Annotated in this window: 14 protein-coding genes; 9 read left to right on the top strand and 5 right to left on the bottom strand. The window is 47.1% G+C overall.

Annotated elements, in window-relative coordinates; translation table 11 throughout:
• The first annotated feature begins 28 nt into the window (after positions 1-28).
• The 4 genes from KHS78_RS08355 (at position 29) to KHS78_RS08340 (ending at position 4,049) form a co-directional block, all read left to right on the top strand.
• Positions 29-445 carry a hypothetical protein gene (locus KHS78_RS08355; protein ID WP_211827205.1) on the top strand — a complete coding sequence of 139 codons (417 nt, stop codon included), beginning with the start codon at positions 29-31 and terminating at the stop codon, positions 443-445.
• A 330-nt stretch (positions 446-775) separates the two neighbouring features.
• On the top strand, positions 776-1,951 hold the full coding sequence (locus tag KHS78_RS08350; protein WP_211827204.1) for a MerR family transcriptional regulator: 1,176 nt from the start codon (positions 776-778) through the stop codon (positions 1,949-1,951).
• A 409-nt stretch (positions 1,952-2,360) separates the two neighbouring features.
• Positions 2,361-3,200 carry a methionyl-tRNA formyltransferase gene (locus tag KHS78_RS08345; RefSeq protein WP_211827202.1) on the top strand — a complete coding sequence of 280 codons (840 nt, stop codon included), beginning with the start codon at positions 2,361-2,363 and terminating at the stop codon, positions 3,198-3,200.
• Between the two features lie 360 nt (positions 3,201-3,560).
• Positions 3,561-4,049, top strand: coding sequence for a bacteriohemerythrin (locus tag KHS78_RS08340; RefSeq protein ID WP_211827200.1), 489 nt, complete (start codon positions 3,561-3,563; stop codon positions 4,047-4,049).
• Positions 4,050-4,210: 161 nt separating this feature from the next.
• On the opposite strand, the gene KHS78_RS08335 is transcribed toward KHS78_RS08340, so the two are convergent.
• Together KHS78_RS08335 and KHS78_RS08330 are read right to left on the bottom strand one after the other, a co-directional pair.
• Entirely contained in the window at positions 4,211-4,504 is a 294-nt protein-coding gene (locus KHS78_RS08335) for a putative quinol monooxygenase (protein WP_211827197.1), read from the bottom strand.
• A 140-nt stretch (positions 4,505-4,644) separates the two neighbouring features.
• On the bottom strand, positions 4,645-5,697 hold the full coding sequence (locus KHS78_RS08330) for a zinc-binding alcohol dehydrogenase family protein (RefSeq protein ID WP_211827196.1): 1,053 nt from the start codon (positions 5,695-5,697) through the stop codon (positions 4,645-4,647).
• A 126-nt stretch (positions 5,698-5,823) separates the two neighbouring features.
• Here KHS78_RS08330 and KHS78_RS08325 point away from each other — a divergent pair, with 126 nt between their 5' ends.
• On the top strand, positions 5,824-6,732 hold the full coding sequence (locus KHS78_RS08325; RefSeq protein WP_211827194.1) for a LysR family transcriptional regulator: 909 nt from the start codon (positions 5,824-5,826) through the stop codon (positions 6,730-6,732).
• Between the two features lie 130 nt (positions 6,733-6,862).
• On the opposite strand, the gene KHS78_RS08320 is transcribed toward KHS78_RS08325, so the two are convergent.
• The 3 genes from KHS78_RS08320 to KHS78_RS08310 all read right to left on the bottom strand — a co-directional run bounded on the left by KHS78_RS08320 (position 6,863) and on the right by KHS78_RS08310 (position 8,786).
• Positions 6,863-7,051 carry a hypothetical protein gene (locus KHS78_RS08320; protein ID WP_211827192.1) on the bottom strand — a complete coding sequence of 63 codons (189 nt, stop codon included), beginning with the start codon at positions 7,049-7,051 and terminating at the stop codon, positions 6,863-6,865.
• 640 nt (positions 7,052-7,691) lie between these two features.
• The gene (locus KHS78_RS08315; protein ID WP_211827190.1) at positions 7,692-8,117 is read right to left on the bottom strand and encodes a hypothetical protein; all 426 of its coding nucleotides are present in this window, start codon (positions 8,115-8,117) and stop codon (positions 7,692-7,694) included.
• A gap of 147 nt (positions 8,118-8,264) precedes the next feature.
• Positions 8,265-8,786, bottom strand: a complete 522-nt coding sequence (locus tag KHS78_RS08310; RefSeq protein ID WP_211827188.1) for a MerR family transcriptional regulator — start codon at positions 8,784-8,786, stop codon at positions 8,265-8,267.
• Positions 8,787-9,087: 301 nt separating this feature from the next.
• Between KHS78_RS08310 and KHS78_RS08305 the strand changes: the two genes are divergently transcribed.
• The 4 genes from KHS78_RS08305 (at position 9,088) to epmA (ending at position 12,037) form a co-directional block, all read left to right on the top strand.
• Positions 9,088-9,498 carry a hypothetical protein gene (locus KHS78_RS08305; protein ID WP_211827186.1) on the top strand — a complete coding sequence of 137 codons (411 nt, stop codon included), beginning with the start codon at positions 9,088-9,090 and terminating at the stop codon, positions 9,496-9,498.
• A gap of 211 nt (positions 9,499-9,709) precedes the next feature.
• Positions 9,710-10,129: a YybH family protein gene (locus KHS78_RS08300; RefSeq protein ID WP_211827184.1), complete on the top strand. Its 420-nt coding sequence runs from the start codon at positions 9,710-9,712 to the stop codon at positions 10,127-10,129.
• 236 nt (positions 10,130-10,365) lie between these two features.
• On the top strand, positions 10,366-10,935 hold the full coding sequence (efp, locus tag KHS78_RS08295; RefSeq protein WP_211827182.1) for an elongation factor P: 570 nt from the start codon (positions 10,366-10,368) through the stop codon (positions 10,933-10,935).
• Between the two features lie 106 nt (positions 10,936-11,041).
• On the top strand, positions 11,042-12,037 hold the full coding sequence (gene epmA / locus KHS78_RS08290; RefSeq protein WP_211827174.1) for an EF-P lysine aminoacylase EpmA: 996 nt from the start codon (positions 11,042-11,044) through the stop codon (positions 12,035-12,037).
• The last annotated feature ends 490 nt before the right edge of the window (positions 12,038-12,527 follow it).

Raw genomic sequence — 12,527 nt, 5'->3', positions numbered from 1 at the left:
GCTGTATTCAAAAACAGGGATTATAGAAATGAAATTTTTCCCGATAATGAGTTTCAGGCAGGTAGTTGTCTCAGGAGCCTGTCTTTTTGTCTCCGGCTGTGTAAGTTTAACCCCGGTAACCTACCGTTCATCCATTGCTACCATTAACCACGAAACGGTACAGATCACATCTTCGTTCAATGAGATGCTTGCCAATCATTTGAGCGTCAAACTTAACGGAACCCTGGTGATCGATCAGTCGATTGGTAATCCTTTATTCCCTGAATATGAGGGTAATAATGAGAAATACATGCGTCAGCCTATAGTGTTTAAACCAGTTTCCGGAGAGTGGCAGACAAAAACAGTCATTGCAGAATGTGGACTGGGCACACCGAGCAGTACGTTACTAAGACCCGTTTGTCTGATCAAAGTTGACGGCAAGGACGTTGCCGACTTCTCGTTCTAGAGGATAATTGGCATTGGTCAGAACCAAAAAAAGAGAGGTTCTGGATATATCTTATCCTGCTGAAGCTCACGTCTCCGGTTTCTGATCGTTCAGAACACGGAGACGTGTATGGCATGCCCTGTAAAGGCAAGATAGGTAAGCGCATAGTTAAATATTTGGCGATTAATCAGCCGCGTTAGTTATCCCCTTTCCCCTCCACATTCAATTGTCAGCCACAAAGGTTTTTGTTGGTGCCTATTCACAGCACGCTTTAGCTTGACCTGTCTATAGCTTCATAGTTTAAGGTGCCTCATATTCACCGGGCACATTGCCGCAGACCGGAGCCTACGAATGTACTTTATTGCTGAACTTGCGGAACGTGTCAGCCTTTCCCGCAGTACCTTGCTCTACTACGAAAAACAGGGGCTGATAGCAGGGAAACGGCAGGCTAACGGATACCGTATCTATAGCGAAAAAGACGCCCAGCGGCTGCGGTTGATACAGAAACTGCAGGCCGGTGGGCTGACGCTGAAAGAGTGCAAGGCCTGCCTCAATAGCCGGGTGGATCGTTCTTTATTGCTAAAACGCCTGAAGCAGTTAGATGACGAGATTGCCCAAAAACAACAGTCCCGACAGTTGCTGGCTGCGATGCTCGGTGAAGGAGAACTCAAGGCGTGGCATCAATCCCTGGACGAGGTCGCACCGGATGCGCACCTGGAGTGGTTAATGAATCAGGGCTTCACGCAAAAGGAAGCGCTCAGGCTCAAATGGTTATCAAAAGACATGAACACACACGAACAGTATATGAACGACTTTATGCAGGTATTCGAAGCACTGGACCGATGGGGACCGGGCTCGGAGAAGGATACATTGGAAGCCCTTGCCAGGGTACCGTTTGAACCTGCACGCATTCTGGACATTGGCTGCGGCAAGGGGATCGCAACAACGTTACTTGCTGCACATACGTCAGCACATATTACCGCTGTCGACAATGATGAGCCTGCTCTGGCACGTCTTGTTGAAAGAGTCCAGGACGACGGCATGGCTGACAGCATTGAAACGATTTGCGTCAGTATGACCGATTTGTCGTTTGATGAGGCCAGCTTTGATCTTATCTGGGCAGAAGGTAGTGCATATATCATGGGTGTCGCCAACGCGTTTACTCAGTGGCAAAAGTTCCTTGAACCACAGGGGGTGCTGGTGCTAAGCGATCTTGTGTGGCTTAACGGTGCTCCGAGTCAGGAGGCTTTGACGTTCTGGCAACAGGAATATCCGGATATGACGACAGTCGCAAGGCGTGTTGAGCAGGCTAATGAGGCGGGTTATACGGTAATCGATACCTTTAGTCTCAGCGATGAATCCTGGCAGAGCTACATCAAACCGCTTGAGGCGCGTGTTAATGCGCTTAGATCGACCATACCAGAGTCAGCTGCATTGAGAAATATCGAAACGGAGCTGAACATCTATCGGCACCATTTGGGTGAATTTGGATACCAGATGTTCGTACTGAGAAAGGCTATAACCTAACAGCAATAACTGAGATCTGATCTGACACAGTCCGACGCATTATCGTATGCAGTGTCAGATCAGGCTCGAACTCTTTCCGTATCCCTTCGGAGTCTTTTGTGAGTTTGTTGTTAAGAAAACCTCATCAGCCAAGTTTTCTGGCGCATTTTTCTTTACTATTACATTGAGCGTTCATGAACATCGTTCAGCTGTTTATCGATTGATTGCGCTTTATTCATGCCTTAGAAAACCTATTATTCAAAGTATCCCTGAGGTTTTGAATGGGATTGTCAGTGAGTAGCGGATAGCCGAATTTTCAATAACCTTGTCCCGCTTTGCCTGGGTTAGTTATCATCGTTACAACGCAGGGGGCTCATACGGCGCTAACAACGACACATGACGTGCATAGGCAACAGGGAGAGTGTTATTGATGAATGTGGTCATTCTGTACTCAGCAGGTCATCTGGGTAGCGCAGTGATCATGAACAAGTTGTTGAGCATGCCGGGCGTTAACATTGTTGGCGTCGTCAAAGCTCAGCCGTTAACCCTGTCTCTTCGTGGTCGTGCGCGTGTCATCAACCACTTGAAAAAGGTAGGGTGGAAATTCGCCTGGTTACTCCTTTGGCAACGCTGTATCCAGATACTGGGTTACCTCATTACCATGGTGTTTCCCTTCTTGCGTAAACGATTAAAGCCCGCCTGGAAAATTGCGGTGGATCATAATATTCCCGTGTTCCATTGCGGTAATATCAATGACGTGGCCTGCCAGCAATTCATCAGAAAATTGCAACCTGACTTGCTGATTTCCGCCTATTTTTCGCAAATACTTAAACAGGACATAATCTCTCTGCCTAAAATCGGTGTGCTTAATGTTCACCCTGGCTGGCTGCCTGTCTACAAAGGGGCGATGGCTTATTTCTGGGTGTTAAATAATGGCAGTGACCGGGGCGGTGTGACTATTCACTGGATTGATGAAGGAGTAGATACTGGGGAAATTCTGGCTCGCAAGTCGTTCAGGTTAAACGCCCATGCTACTCAGGAAAGTGTTTTGATGTTTACCGCCGTGATTGGCGCCAGGCTGCTGAGTCGGGTGCTGAAACGGTTGATGGCAGGGCAAGATCCACGCCTGCATATCGTCCATACTCATGACGAGGATGACATCTACTACCCCATGCCGGGTGAAAGAGCATTTGAGTCGTATTTCAGGCAGCGTCGTTTTTTCAGAATACGGGATGTATTGTCTGTGCTGGTGATGAAGAAATATCGATAAACGTTGAAGGAAATCTGTGAAACTTGAAATATATCGTAAGAAAAGAGGATACCCATAACATCACTGCTGATTGATATGGATTAAGCAGCGCTTGATGCTTAAGAACCGGATGTACTATAGCTCCTGCTCATTACTTTTTTTTCGTCTTTTCTATATGTGTGTTTATTGTTCCAGATCAACATCAGTGTGATGTTCTCCCATCCGGCCTTGTGTTTTATCAAATGAATGTAATAACTACAGACATACAAAGATACAAACATAACGACTGATTGCTTAAGCTTTATTGATAATGTGGGAAGTCAGTGAGTCATAGGCATTAGGAGTGTCTTTACCTGTGAGTAATATTCGGAGGTTGACGACATGGTTAAGGCTAAAGCGTGGTTTTGCTTTTTTTTATTTTCCAGTTTCTTTCACCCCGTGTTTGCCTGTGGGCAGGTTAGAGGATACACCCCATTAATGAGTTGGACAGAGGAACAATATGGCACAACGGTTCCCAAGTTTGATGAAGAGCACAAGAACCTGTTTAGATTCGTTAATCAGTTGCATCGGAGCATTGTAGAAAACCAGGAAAGAAGTATTGTGAAACACAATCTTGATGCGCTGGTCAGCTATGTGGTGGAGCACTTTAGATCTGAAGAAGAAATGATGCAGGCTAAAGGATTTGAGGGCTATGAAGCCCATAAGCGTTCCCACGATAAATTTGTCGAAACCTGTGTCAATTTGCAGGAACAGTTTGCCGCAGGTCAGGACGACATTACGCTTGAGACTATGCAGTACATCAAGAACTGGCTTGATAGCCATATCCCAAATACGGATCGTCAGTATGGGCCTTTTCTTATGGGAATCTGAATGAAGCAGGATGTCCATTGCACCCGGTGGCTTCAATTGACTTATATTTCCCCGGCATCTCGACGTTCAGAGCCGGGGAAACGGTGTGATTCTTTGTAATAGTGAAGTGAACCTTACTCTCTGTCACGGTGTACGGAGTATTGATGAGTAACCTATCGCTTTCAGCCAATCTGGCACATTTCATTCAGCGTAAAACTGGCGACTAACCCTTCGACTTCTTCCATATACGCTTTCAGGTGATCGCTGTTCATATGGCGTTGCAATAAAGCGCGTGATTCCCAGTTCTCATAGAAAATAAACACTTCCGGGGTTTCATTGTCCTGATGCAGATCATATTGCAGGCAACCGGCTTCCTGGCGGGTGGGTTCGATGAGCTTTAAGAGAGCTGCTTTTACCCGATCGACCTTTCCCTGCCGGGCTTCAATGCGAGCGATAATGGTTAAGGGCTTGTTCATGATGAATCCTCGGATATTTGGTTAATATGCAACATTGAATCAGCAGTGATTAGCTCAGTCATGTCCCATGCTCTGCCCTCTAACGATAGGGGAGATATCCGCCATCATTAGACAGTAGAGCAGTAGTTATCCTGGCGATCTTAAAAACCTTCAAGCACAACTTTTCCGACAGTCTGGTGACTTTCAATATGTGTGTGAGCCATCTTGAGATTGGTGGCATTGATGGCACCGTAATGATTACCCATCGTCGTTTTTAGCAGGCCGTCATCAATGAGACTGGCGATGCTATTCAGGAGATCATGCTGCTTTTGCATATCCCACGTCTGGAACATTGAGCGGGTATACATGAATTCCCAGTGCAGGGAGAGGGATTTGGTTTTCAGTTTCATGATATCAATGCCGCTTTCCGGATCATCGATCAGTGCCAGCTTGCCCTGTGGTGCCAGTGTCTCGACCAGCTGCTCAAAATGCTGATCCGTATGGGTGAGGCTGATGACATGGCTGACATCTTCAATCCCTAAAGCCTTGAGTTGTGGCAGCAATGGCTGGGAATGATCAATGACATGGTTGGCGCCCAGTTCACGGACCCAGGCCTGGCTTTCCGGACGAGACGCGGTGCCAATCACGATGGCATGGGTTATTTTGGCAGCCAGTTGGGTGAGAATGGAGCCAACACCACCGGCGGCGCCCATAATTAAAATGCGAGGCTGTGGAGCGCCATCATTAACGTGTTCACCCTGACCATTGTTGTTTGGTAGAAGTGGGGTAAAGCCAAGACGGTCAAACAGCAGCTCCCAGGCTGTGATACTCGTTAACGGCATTGCAGCGGCTTCTGAGCTGGATAAGGTTTTGGGCTTCACACCAACAATGCGCTCATCCACCAACTGATACTCGGCGTTGGAACCGGGTCGGGTCAGATCGCCGGCATACCATACTTCGTCGCCTTCCTTGAACAGTTCGACCTGGTCACCGGTCGCAACCACTTCACCGACGGCATCCCAGCCCAGGACTTTGAATTGCCCTTCTTCCGGGGAGACGGCGGCCCGTATTTTGGTGTCTACCGGATTGACCGATACGGCTTTGACTTTTACTAGCAGATCACGCCCCGATGCCTGAGGTGTTGGTAATTCAATGTCGATTAGTGCATCGCTCTGATCAATGGACTGGGCTTTTAAATATCCGATGGCTTTCATGTTGGGTTCTTCCTGTCAGCTGTGAGTGATTAGGCAGAATAGACTGCGGTGTAAAACTATTATTGGGCACCGGATGAATGGTATAAACGCGGCAATGTTTTAAACATATTCAAAATATTTTTGAGAATGAATACCGGCGATCTTGCCCTTTTTGTCCACACTGCTGACAGTGGCAGTATCACACGTGCCGCTGAGCTGCTGGATATGAGTACTACGGCAGCCAGTGCAGCCCTGAAGCGCCTTGAAAAGCAACTGGGTACACCGTTGTTTATCCGTTCTACACGACAGCTACGGATTACTGCAGAAGGCGAGCGTTTCCTGGTTTATTGCCGCGAAGCACTGACCAGCCTTGAGGCAGGCAGAGCGTCCATGCATGCACTGGAAGGAAAAGTGGCGGGTGAACTGCGGGTCTCTGCACCATCGGACCTGGGGCGTAACCTGCTGTTAGACTGGATTGACGAGATCATGGAGGAGCATCCTGATTTATCAATCAACGTCCTGCTAGGGGATTCAATTGCGGATTTCTACCTGGATCGGGTGGATCTGGCAATCCGGTATGGTAGTCAGCCGGATTCGTCCATGGTGGCCTTCAAGCTGGCAACCATTGAACGGATCGTGTGTGCTTCCCCGACCTATCTGGCAAGGTTTGGTATGCCTGCAGAACCTAATGATCTGTTAAAACATAACTGTTTGCTTTTTCAGCTTAACAACCGTCTGAATGATGTTTGGGAATTTACCGGTAGGCAAAAAGGCAGGGTGGAACATTTTAAAGTCAGAGTGTCCAGTAACCGCTGCGCCAATGATGGGGATGTTGTACGACGGTGGACTATTGCGGGAAAAGGTATTTCCTTCAAGTCACGACTCGATATATCTGAAGACCTTCGTGCTGGTCGGGTCGTGAGAATATTGCCGGAGTATCAGTCATCAGGTGTGGATTTGAACCTTATTTGTCCGACCCGTAAACAGATAACGCCTGCAGTGCTGTTGCTGCGGGACAGGCTCAGGGTAAAGTTTGCTGAATGGTTGAGGGTATAACCGGTTTGGATCTGAAGGGTGAGAAGGCCAGGTAAGCATTTACCTTGAAATCGGTATGCAATGTTTTGCGGCCTCCGCATCAAAAACAACTCTCGGTTTAAAGTGCTTCATAAGGTAGGGCATGCTGGCTTTAACGCTCAGGATTCACATCTTTTTTCATGGTATAGGATGCCAATATTTTCCCAAGATTCTCAGGTTTGGCGTTGTAAACGGTATTTGAATAGAAAGCCATTGATACAATAAAAACAACAATGAGTAATAAACATGACATTTCAATCACTGCAGCGCCACGGTTCTTTTTCATCATTGATGTAGTCATAGATCTCCTTCTTAACGTTATTGGTGAGAATGAAACAACTTGGTAGTGATTTTTTGAATGTTAAAAATGTTAAGTTGAAAAATAAGCTTTTTAAATTAAAAGTTTCTTTCTTTTAATTAATGTTTATAAGTTACTGGGGCTGTATGAAAAAGTCAATAAAAACAATGCTTGGCAGGTGTTTTTTATAGACATAAAGTGAAATTAAAAAAGTAATTAGATATAATATAAATTATATATCGCGAATTGCTCTAATAGTTTATAAACAATTAATATCTATACCTCTTTGCTATATTTCTTTTTTTAAAGAAATGGCCGGCATTTAACGTAGGGTTGGTGTACAAGTTAAGTTAATACCAATCATATCTGTGCGATAGAATGCCTTCAGCATTGTTGCGTGACTAATAATTAACATCCAGCATGAATGCAACGCCCAATAAAGACATCTGCAGTCTGATAATCATCTTTTGTTGTTGCCATCTCCGGTTTGATACCTGGATGGATGGGATTCCGGCCATGATAACGGTGATGCTTTCGGGGCTAATTGTATGGTCAAAGTTGAGTACGTCAGGTGCTCCATCATCACAACATGAGGATTGCGTCAGTGTTTCGATGTTTGCATTACCACATTTGGCCGGGTGTCTTATGCACCATGTCGTGGGATCATCTCAATATTTGGATGGACAAACGTCTGTCGAGCCTCTTCAGAGAAAAGTACATCCGGTGTGTAGTGCGTCAGCATGATGTCTGTATCGAGCACCTCCGGGTTTTGCTCAATGAATGAAAGGGACGAATCTGTCCGTTCGGTGTTATGCATGAAATGATGAACAGCCAGTAACCAAGCCTGAGTCAGCGTTTCATGGTACTTCGATGAAGGGACACCATTGTGGCGTATAAAGCGATTCAATGCCTCGCGCATCATTGAAGCCGCCATTTCGATCGTATTCTCAACCAGATAAATGTAGGCCAGTCGGAGATGCGACTTGTGATCAAAGTCAGAAACTGGGAATACACAGGTTTCGAACTGTGTTTTGAAATTTGAGTCTTCTTCAGATAATAAGTGTCGCATTGTGTTGTCCATTCTTGTATCAGTTTATTTTGAGTGAGCCAGTGGTAAAAAGTTTCAGTGCTTTATCATGGTTTGTGATAGTTTTTTTTGGCGAATAGAGTGTCGTCTGCGTGTAATACCATACAGGCACTACACGCAACATCTTAATTATTGTTTCGACCAGGCTCGGATATCAGCAATTTCATCGTTATCGATTTTCAGCGATTCCAGGAATTCCTGGTGTGCATCGGGTTCCATTTTTTCAAATTGTTGATGCCAGTTCTTCATATCGTCTTCACTGAAGCCGGCGGCCTGCATGATTTCTACCCAGCGTTCTTTGTTGACCATGGTTTGCTCCAATAAATCGGGTTGTTCCAGTAGTATGACAATCGCTTTCTGCTGCTGACGCAGTGTCTGGATCTCTTTCTCAAGCGCCGTAAACTGGTCACGCAGAAGACGCTCTTGTGACAGGTCGTCCTCACGGTTCAGCAGTGATGCTATGTTCCTGATGGGTACCCCAAAAGAGCGGTACGCAATAATGGCTTCCAGTCGTTTGATCTCTTCCTCGCCATACCAGCGGTAACCGTTCTCTGACCGTTGGCGGGGGCGCAGCAGTCCTGCACGCTCATAGTAAAGCAGTGTGGTGCGTGAAATATCGTACTTTCTGGCCAACTGAGTAACAGTGAGCATATGACGTCCTTCGTGAGCACAAGAGCCATTCTCAGCCCTGCACTTGTAGACGGGTCAACAGGGAATTATGGAATTTTCATAACTATTTTCACGAACCTGTATGGATAACGGAAGGCTTCATTCATCGAAGGTTCGCTTGGCTTCACGATCGGTTGGTTTGGGGCCAGACTATTACGGTTTACCTCGTGATAACTGAGAGGCTAACTCTATAGTGGGAAGGACTGGTTGTTTATTCATCTATCCTGTTAAGGCGTTACCGTGAAGTCAGTCTGCTTGATTAAAAGCAGAGAGGAGTTCGATTGTGAGCGATACAGTAGAACGCATGCGCACGACGCTGGACACCAAGCTGGGTGCTGTCATGGAGCAACTGAAAACGACAAAGAATAATCTTGAAGCAGCATCAGGTGCCATTGATGAGGGGATTCATTCCAAACTGGAAGACGCCAGGGTAAAGGTTCAGGCAAAAAAACAGGAAGCTGATGTGGCCAGGGAGCGTCTCAAAACGTTGATCGAGGTACAGACAGGCGATATCAAAGCACAGGTTGCGCAGTGGAAGGCAAATCATGAACACGACAAGCTCGTCAAGCACGCAGATCGTGCTGAAGATTATGCAGGCGTGTGCATTGAACTGGCCATGGCTGCTGCGGTAGAAGCAGAAGAAGCTGTTCTTCAGGCTATAGCTGCACGAATGGATGTAGAGAGTGCTTCGTAACAGGTTTCTCACACTTGAATACAAAATCATTTCTCTGGTTTCTGAGCGTCTTAGAAACCGGAGAAATAGAATAATATACCGATGAATAAGAATGTTGCTGAATAAATGACATGTTCATTTCTAGTGTCGTGTAGCCAGCCGTTTCTCCCGCTAATAGAGGAGCCCATCGTGAGTGACAGGGGACAAATATAAGTCGTGATTTCCGGAGGTCATGATGTTAAAGCGATTAATGGTTGTCATTGTGCTGTTGTTTTCTGGCCTGATTCAGGCTGTGGAGTACCCAAAACCTCAGACTCCATCGGAACTTCATACTTTGTTTGGCAACTATTTTTCCATAAAAGATCTGATAGGTATCGGCTCACTGTTTGATGAAAAAGCGGTTTATGTCGTTGACGAACAGGGTTCCCTGCTGGAAGGCAGAGAGGCAATTATTCAAGAAATAAAGCGCTATATGGATGCGGGGGCTGCGCTTGAAACCGTATCTGCGTCTATCCATATTAATGACGAAACTGCACTGATTAAATCGATCTGGAGGATAAGCGGCAGCGAGGTTACCGGTACGGCGCTGGAAGTGATGATCTACAAGGACGGTGGCTGGCTCTATTTGATAGATAATCCCAATGGGTTCTAGGTGAGAAGGGGGTTGAAGAATCTCTTTTAGTACGAAAAAGTGCTATAGCTTTTTTTTCGCAACATGATGCTTTTCATAAAATACATGCGCTCAAAGGTATCTGGAGTGTTCGGTATGTGACTGTGGGTCGCTCTGTCTGTATAGATTTACCACTTCTCCTCGGTAGCGGCAGGGATAAAAATTCACGGATGAGTATTGAGTCTATATAATTGTGGATTTTTTAGGGTGTAATCCTGATGGCTAATTATAGTACCAACGAATTCCGCTCCGGCCTGAAGGTGATGCTTGAGGGTGATCCCTGCGTCATTCTGGAGAACGAATTCGTTAAGCCAGGCAAGGGCCAGGCGTTCAACCGGGTGCGTCTGCGCAACCTGATGACCAACCGAGTCTGGGAACGTACCTTCAAGTCTGGTGAATCCCTCGAGGCGGCAGACGTCATCGATCTGGACATGGAATATCTCTACACCGACGGTGAGTTCTACCACTTCATGATGACCGATGGCTCCTTCGAGCAGCACGCTGCCAGCAAGGAAGCCGTAGGCGATACCATCAGCTGGCTGAAAGAGCAGGAAGTTTACACAGTTACCCTTTATAACGGTTCTCCCCTGTCTGTAGCGCCGCCGAACTTTGTGTTCCTGGAAGTCATCCAGACTGATCCGGGCCTGAAAGGTGATACCGCTACCGGCGCGACCAAGCCCGCGACCCTCAGCACTGGCGCTGTGGTCAAGGTGCCTCTGTTCATCACTGAAGGTGAAGTGCTGAAGATTGATACCCGTACCGGTGAATACGTCGGTCGTGTGAAGTAATCTGTCCGGCCCGGACTGGTGTCCGGGCCTGTCCCGCCTTTTTTCTTGCCAGAAATCCGCTATCTTCTCCTGACCTTTCCTTTAACTGACTAGTATTGAGGCTGCCATGGCTGTAGAGCATGACGACTGGAAACCGTCTGCATCGTTTTCTGAATTGCGTCGGCGTGGCGAGTTGTTGCGGGGCATCCGGGAGTATTTTCATGCCGAACAGGTGTTGGAAGTGGAAACACCGATGCTTTCCTGTGCAGCCACGGTAGATCCACATATCGACAGTTTCAGTGCAGAATTTTGCCCCGTAGGAACCAGTGCACGGCAGACGGTTTATCTCCATACGTCACCGGAATTTCCAATGAAACGGCTGCTGGCAGCAGGTTCAGAGGATATTTATTACCTGGGGCGGGTATTTCGTAACGGTGAAGCCGGCGGTCGCCATAATCCGGAATTCACTATGCTGGAGTGGTATCGGCTGGGTATTGATCACCATGCCTTAATGGATGATGTCTCCGCACTTCTTGCTTCTGTAACACCTTTCCGGGAAGTCGGTCGCTACAGTTATCAGCAGCTGTTTGAACAGCATTTTGAGATTAATCCTCATACGGCCAGTGATCAGGCACTCGAAAAACTCGTTCATGAAAAGGTGGATGCCTCACTTCAGGGGCTGGCACGTAACGATTGGCTGGATCTTTTGTTTTCAACAGTTATCGAGCCCGAGCTGGGCGGATGTGAGAATGGCCAGCTTGAAGGCGTCTATGTTTATGATTTCCCGGCTTCTATGTCAGCGCTGTCCCGCATTATGACTGATCAAGCGGGTCAGCAGGTGGCTGCGCGGTTTGAACTCTTTATTAATGGTGTTGAGTTGGCCAATGGCTACCATGAGCTGGCGGATGGTGAGGAACAGGATGCGCGTTTCTGTAATGATCAGGAAGAAAGGAAATCGCTGGGTCGTCCGGTCTATCCCTACGATCAACGCATGGTCAATGCCTTAAAAGAAGGTTTTCCGGATTGTGCCGGTGTGGCCATGGGGATCGACCGGCTACATATGTTGATGGCGGAGACCCGGCAGATTGCGGATGTTCTGGCATTTGATTTTCATCGCGCCTGAAATAGGCGCTGGTTGGAAGATAGGTGTATTTACACACTAGGCGGGAGGCGCCAGCACTCTATAATGCGCCTCCTGTTGCGGTCAGCTTCTTAGCGACCCGGTCGTCAAACGCAGGATTATCCACAGGATGAAACGAGCGATTGACACAAGGCCGAAACGCTGTAGAATGCGCCGCCTGTCAACGAGCTTCGCTCTCCGGTTCACCGGACGAAACAAGCGCTTGACACTGAAGTCCGCCACTGTAGAATGGCGGCCTCGCTGAAGCGGGCAAGGTTCTTCGGAACGCAGCCTGGACATCTTCAACGAGCCGTTCTTTAACAAATTATCAAGCAATTCGTGTGGGCGCTTGCTCGGATGAGAAACGTTATTTCTTCGGAAATAACCAAAGATTTTCATCATGAGTAAGCACCACTTGTTAATTCATTACGAATGATAGGTAGTTCTTGCGAACTGATGAGCCAGATTTGATGCCTTAAGCATCAGTTAGATT

The sequence above is a fragment of the Kistimonas asteriae genome (assembly GCF_018263925.1).
Classification (GTDB): Bacteria; Pseudomonadota; Gammaproteobacteria; order Pseudomonadales; family Endozoicomonadaceae; genus Kistimonas; species Kistimonas asteriae.
Note: the sequence above shows the minus strand (reverse complement) of the source record. Positions and strands in the feature narration are given on the sequence as shown.

Bases quoted from the DNA above. Each gene is read 5' to 3' on its own strand.
- KHS78_RS08355 (WP_211827205.1), top strand. From the start codon at position 29: ATGAAATTTTTCCCGATAATGAGTTTCAGGCAGGTAGTTGTCTCAGGA.
- KHS78_RS08350 (WP_211827204.1), top strand. From the start codon at position 776: ATGTACTTTATTGCTGAACTTGCGGAACGTGTCAGCCTTTCCCGCAGT.
- KHS78_RS08345 (WP_211827202.1), top strand. From the start codon at position 2,361: ATGAATGTGGTCATTCTGTACTCAGCAGGTCATCTGGGTAGCGCAGTG.
- KHS78_RS08340 (WP_211827200.1), top strand. From the start codon at position 3,561: ATGGTTAAGGCTAAAGCGTGGTTTTGCTTTTTTTTATTTTCCAGTTTC.
- KHS78_RS08335 (WP_211827197.1), bottom strand. From the start codon at position 4,504: ATGAACAAGCCCTTAACCATTATCGCTCGCATTGAAGCCCGGCAGGGA.
- KHS78_RS08330 (WP_211827196.1), bottom strand. From the start codon at position 5,697: ATGAAAGCCATCGGATATTTAAAAGCCCAGTCCATTGATCAGAGCGAT.
- KHS78_RS08325 (WP_211827194.1), top strand. From the start codon at position 5,824: ATGAATACCGGCGATCTTGCCCTTTTTGTCCACACTGCTGACAGTGGC.
- KHS78_RS08320 (WP_211827192.1), bottom strand. From the start codon at position 7,051: ATGACTACATCAATGATGAAAAAGAACCGTGGCGCTGCAGTGATTGAA.
- KHS78_RS08315 (WP_211827190.1), bottom strand. From the start codon at position 8,117: ATGCGACACTTATTATCTGAAGAAGACTCAAATTTCAAAACACAGTTC.
- KHS78_RS08310 (WP_211827188.1), bottom strand. From the start codon at position 8,786: ATGCTCACTGTTACTCAGTTGGCCAGAAAGTACGATATTTCACGCACC.
- KHS78_RS08300 (WP_211827184.1), top strand. From the start codon at position 9,710: ATGATGTTAAAGCGATTAATGGTTGTCATTGTGCTGTTGTTTTCTGGC.
- efp (WP_211827182.1), top strand. From the start codon at position 10,366: ATGGCTAATTATAGTACCAACGAATTCCGCTCCGGCCTGAAGGTGATG.
- epmA (WP_211827174.1), top strand. From the start codon at position 11,042: ATGGCTGTAGAGCATGACGACTGGAAACCGTCTGCATCGTTTTCTGAA.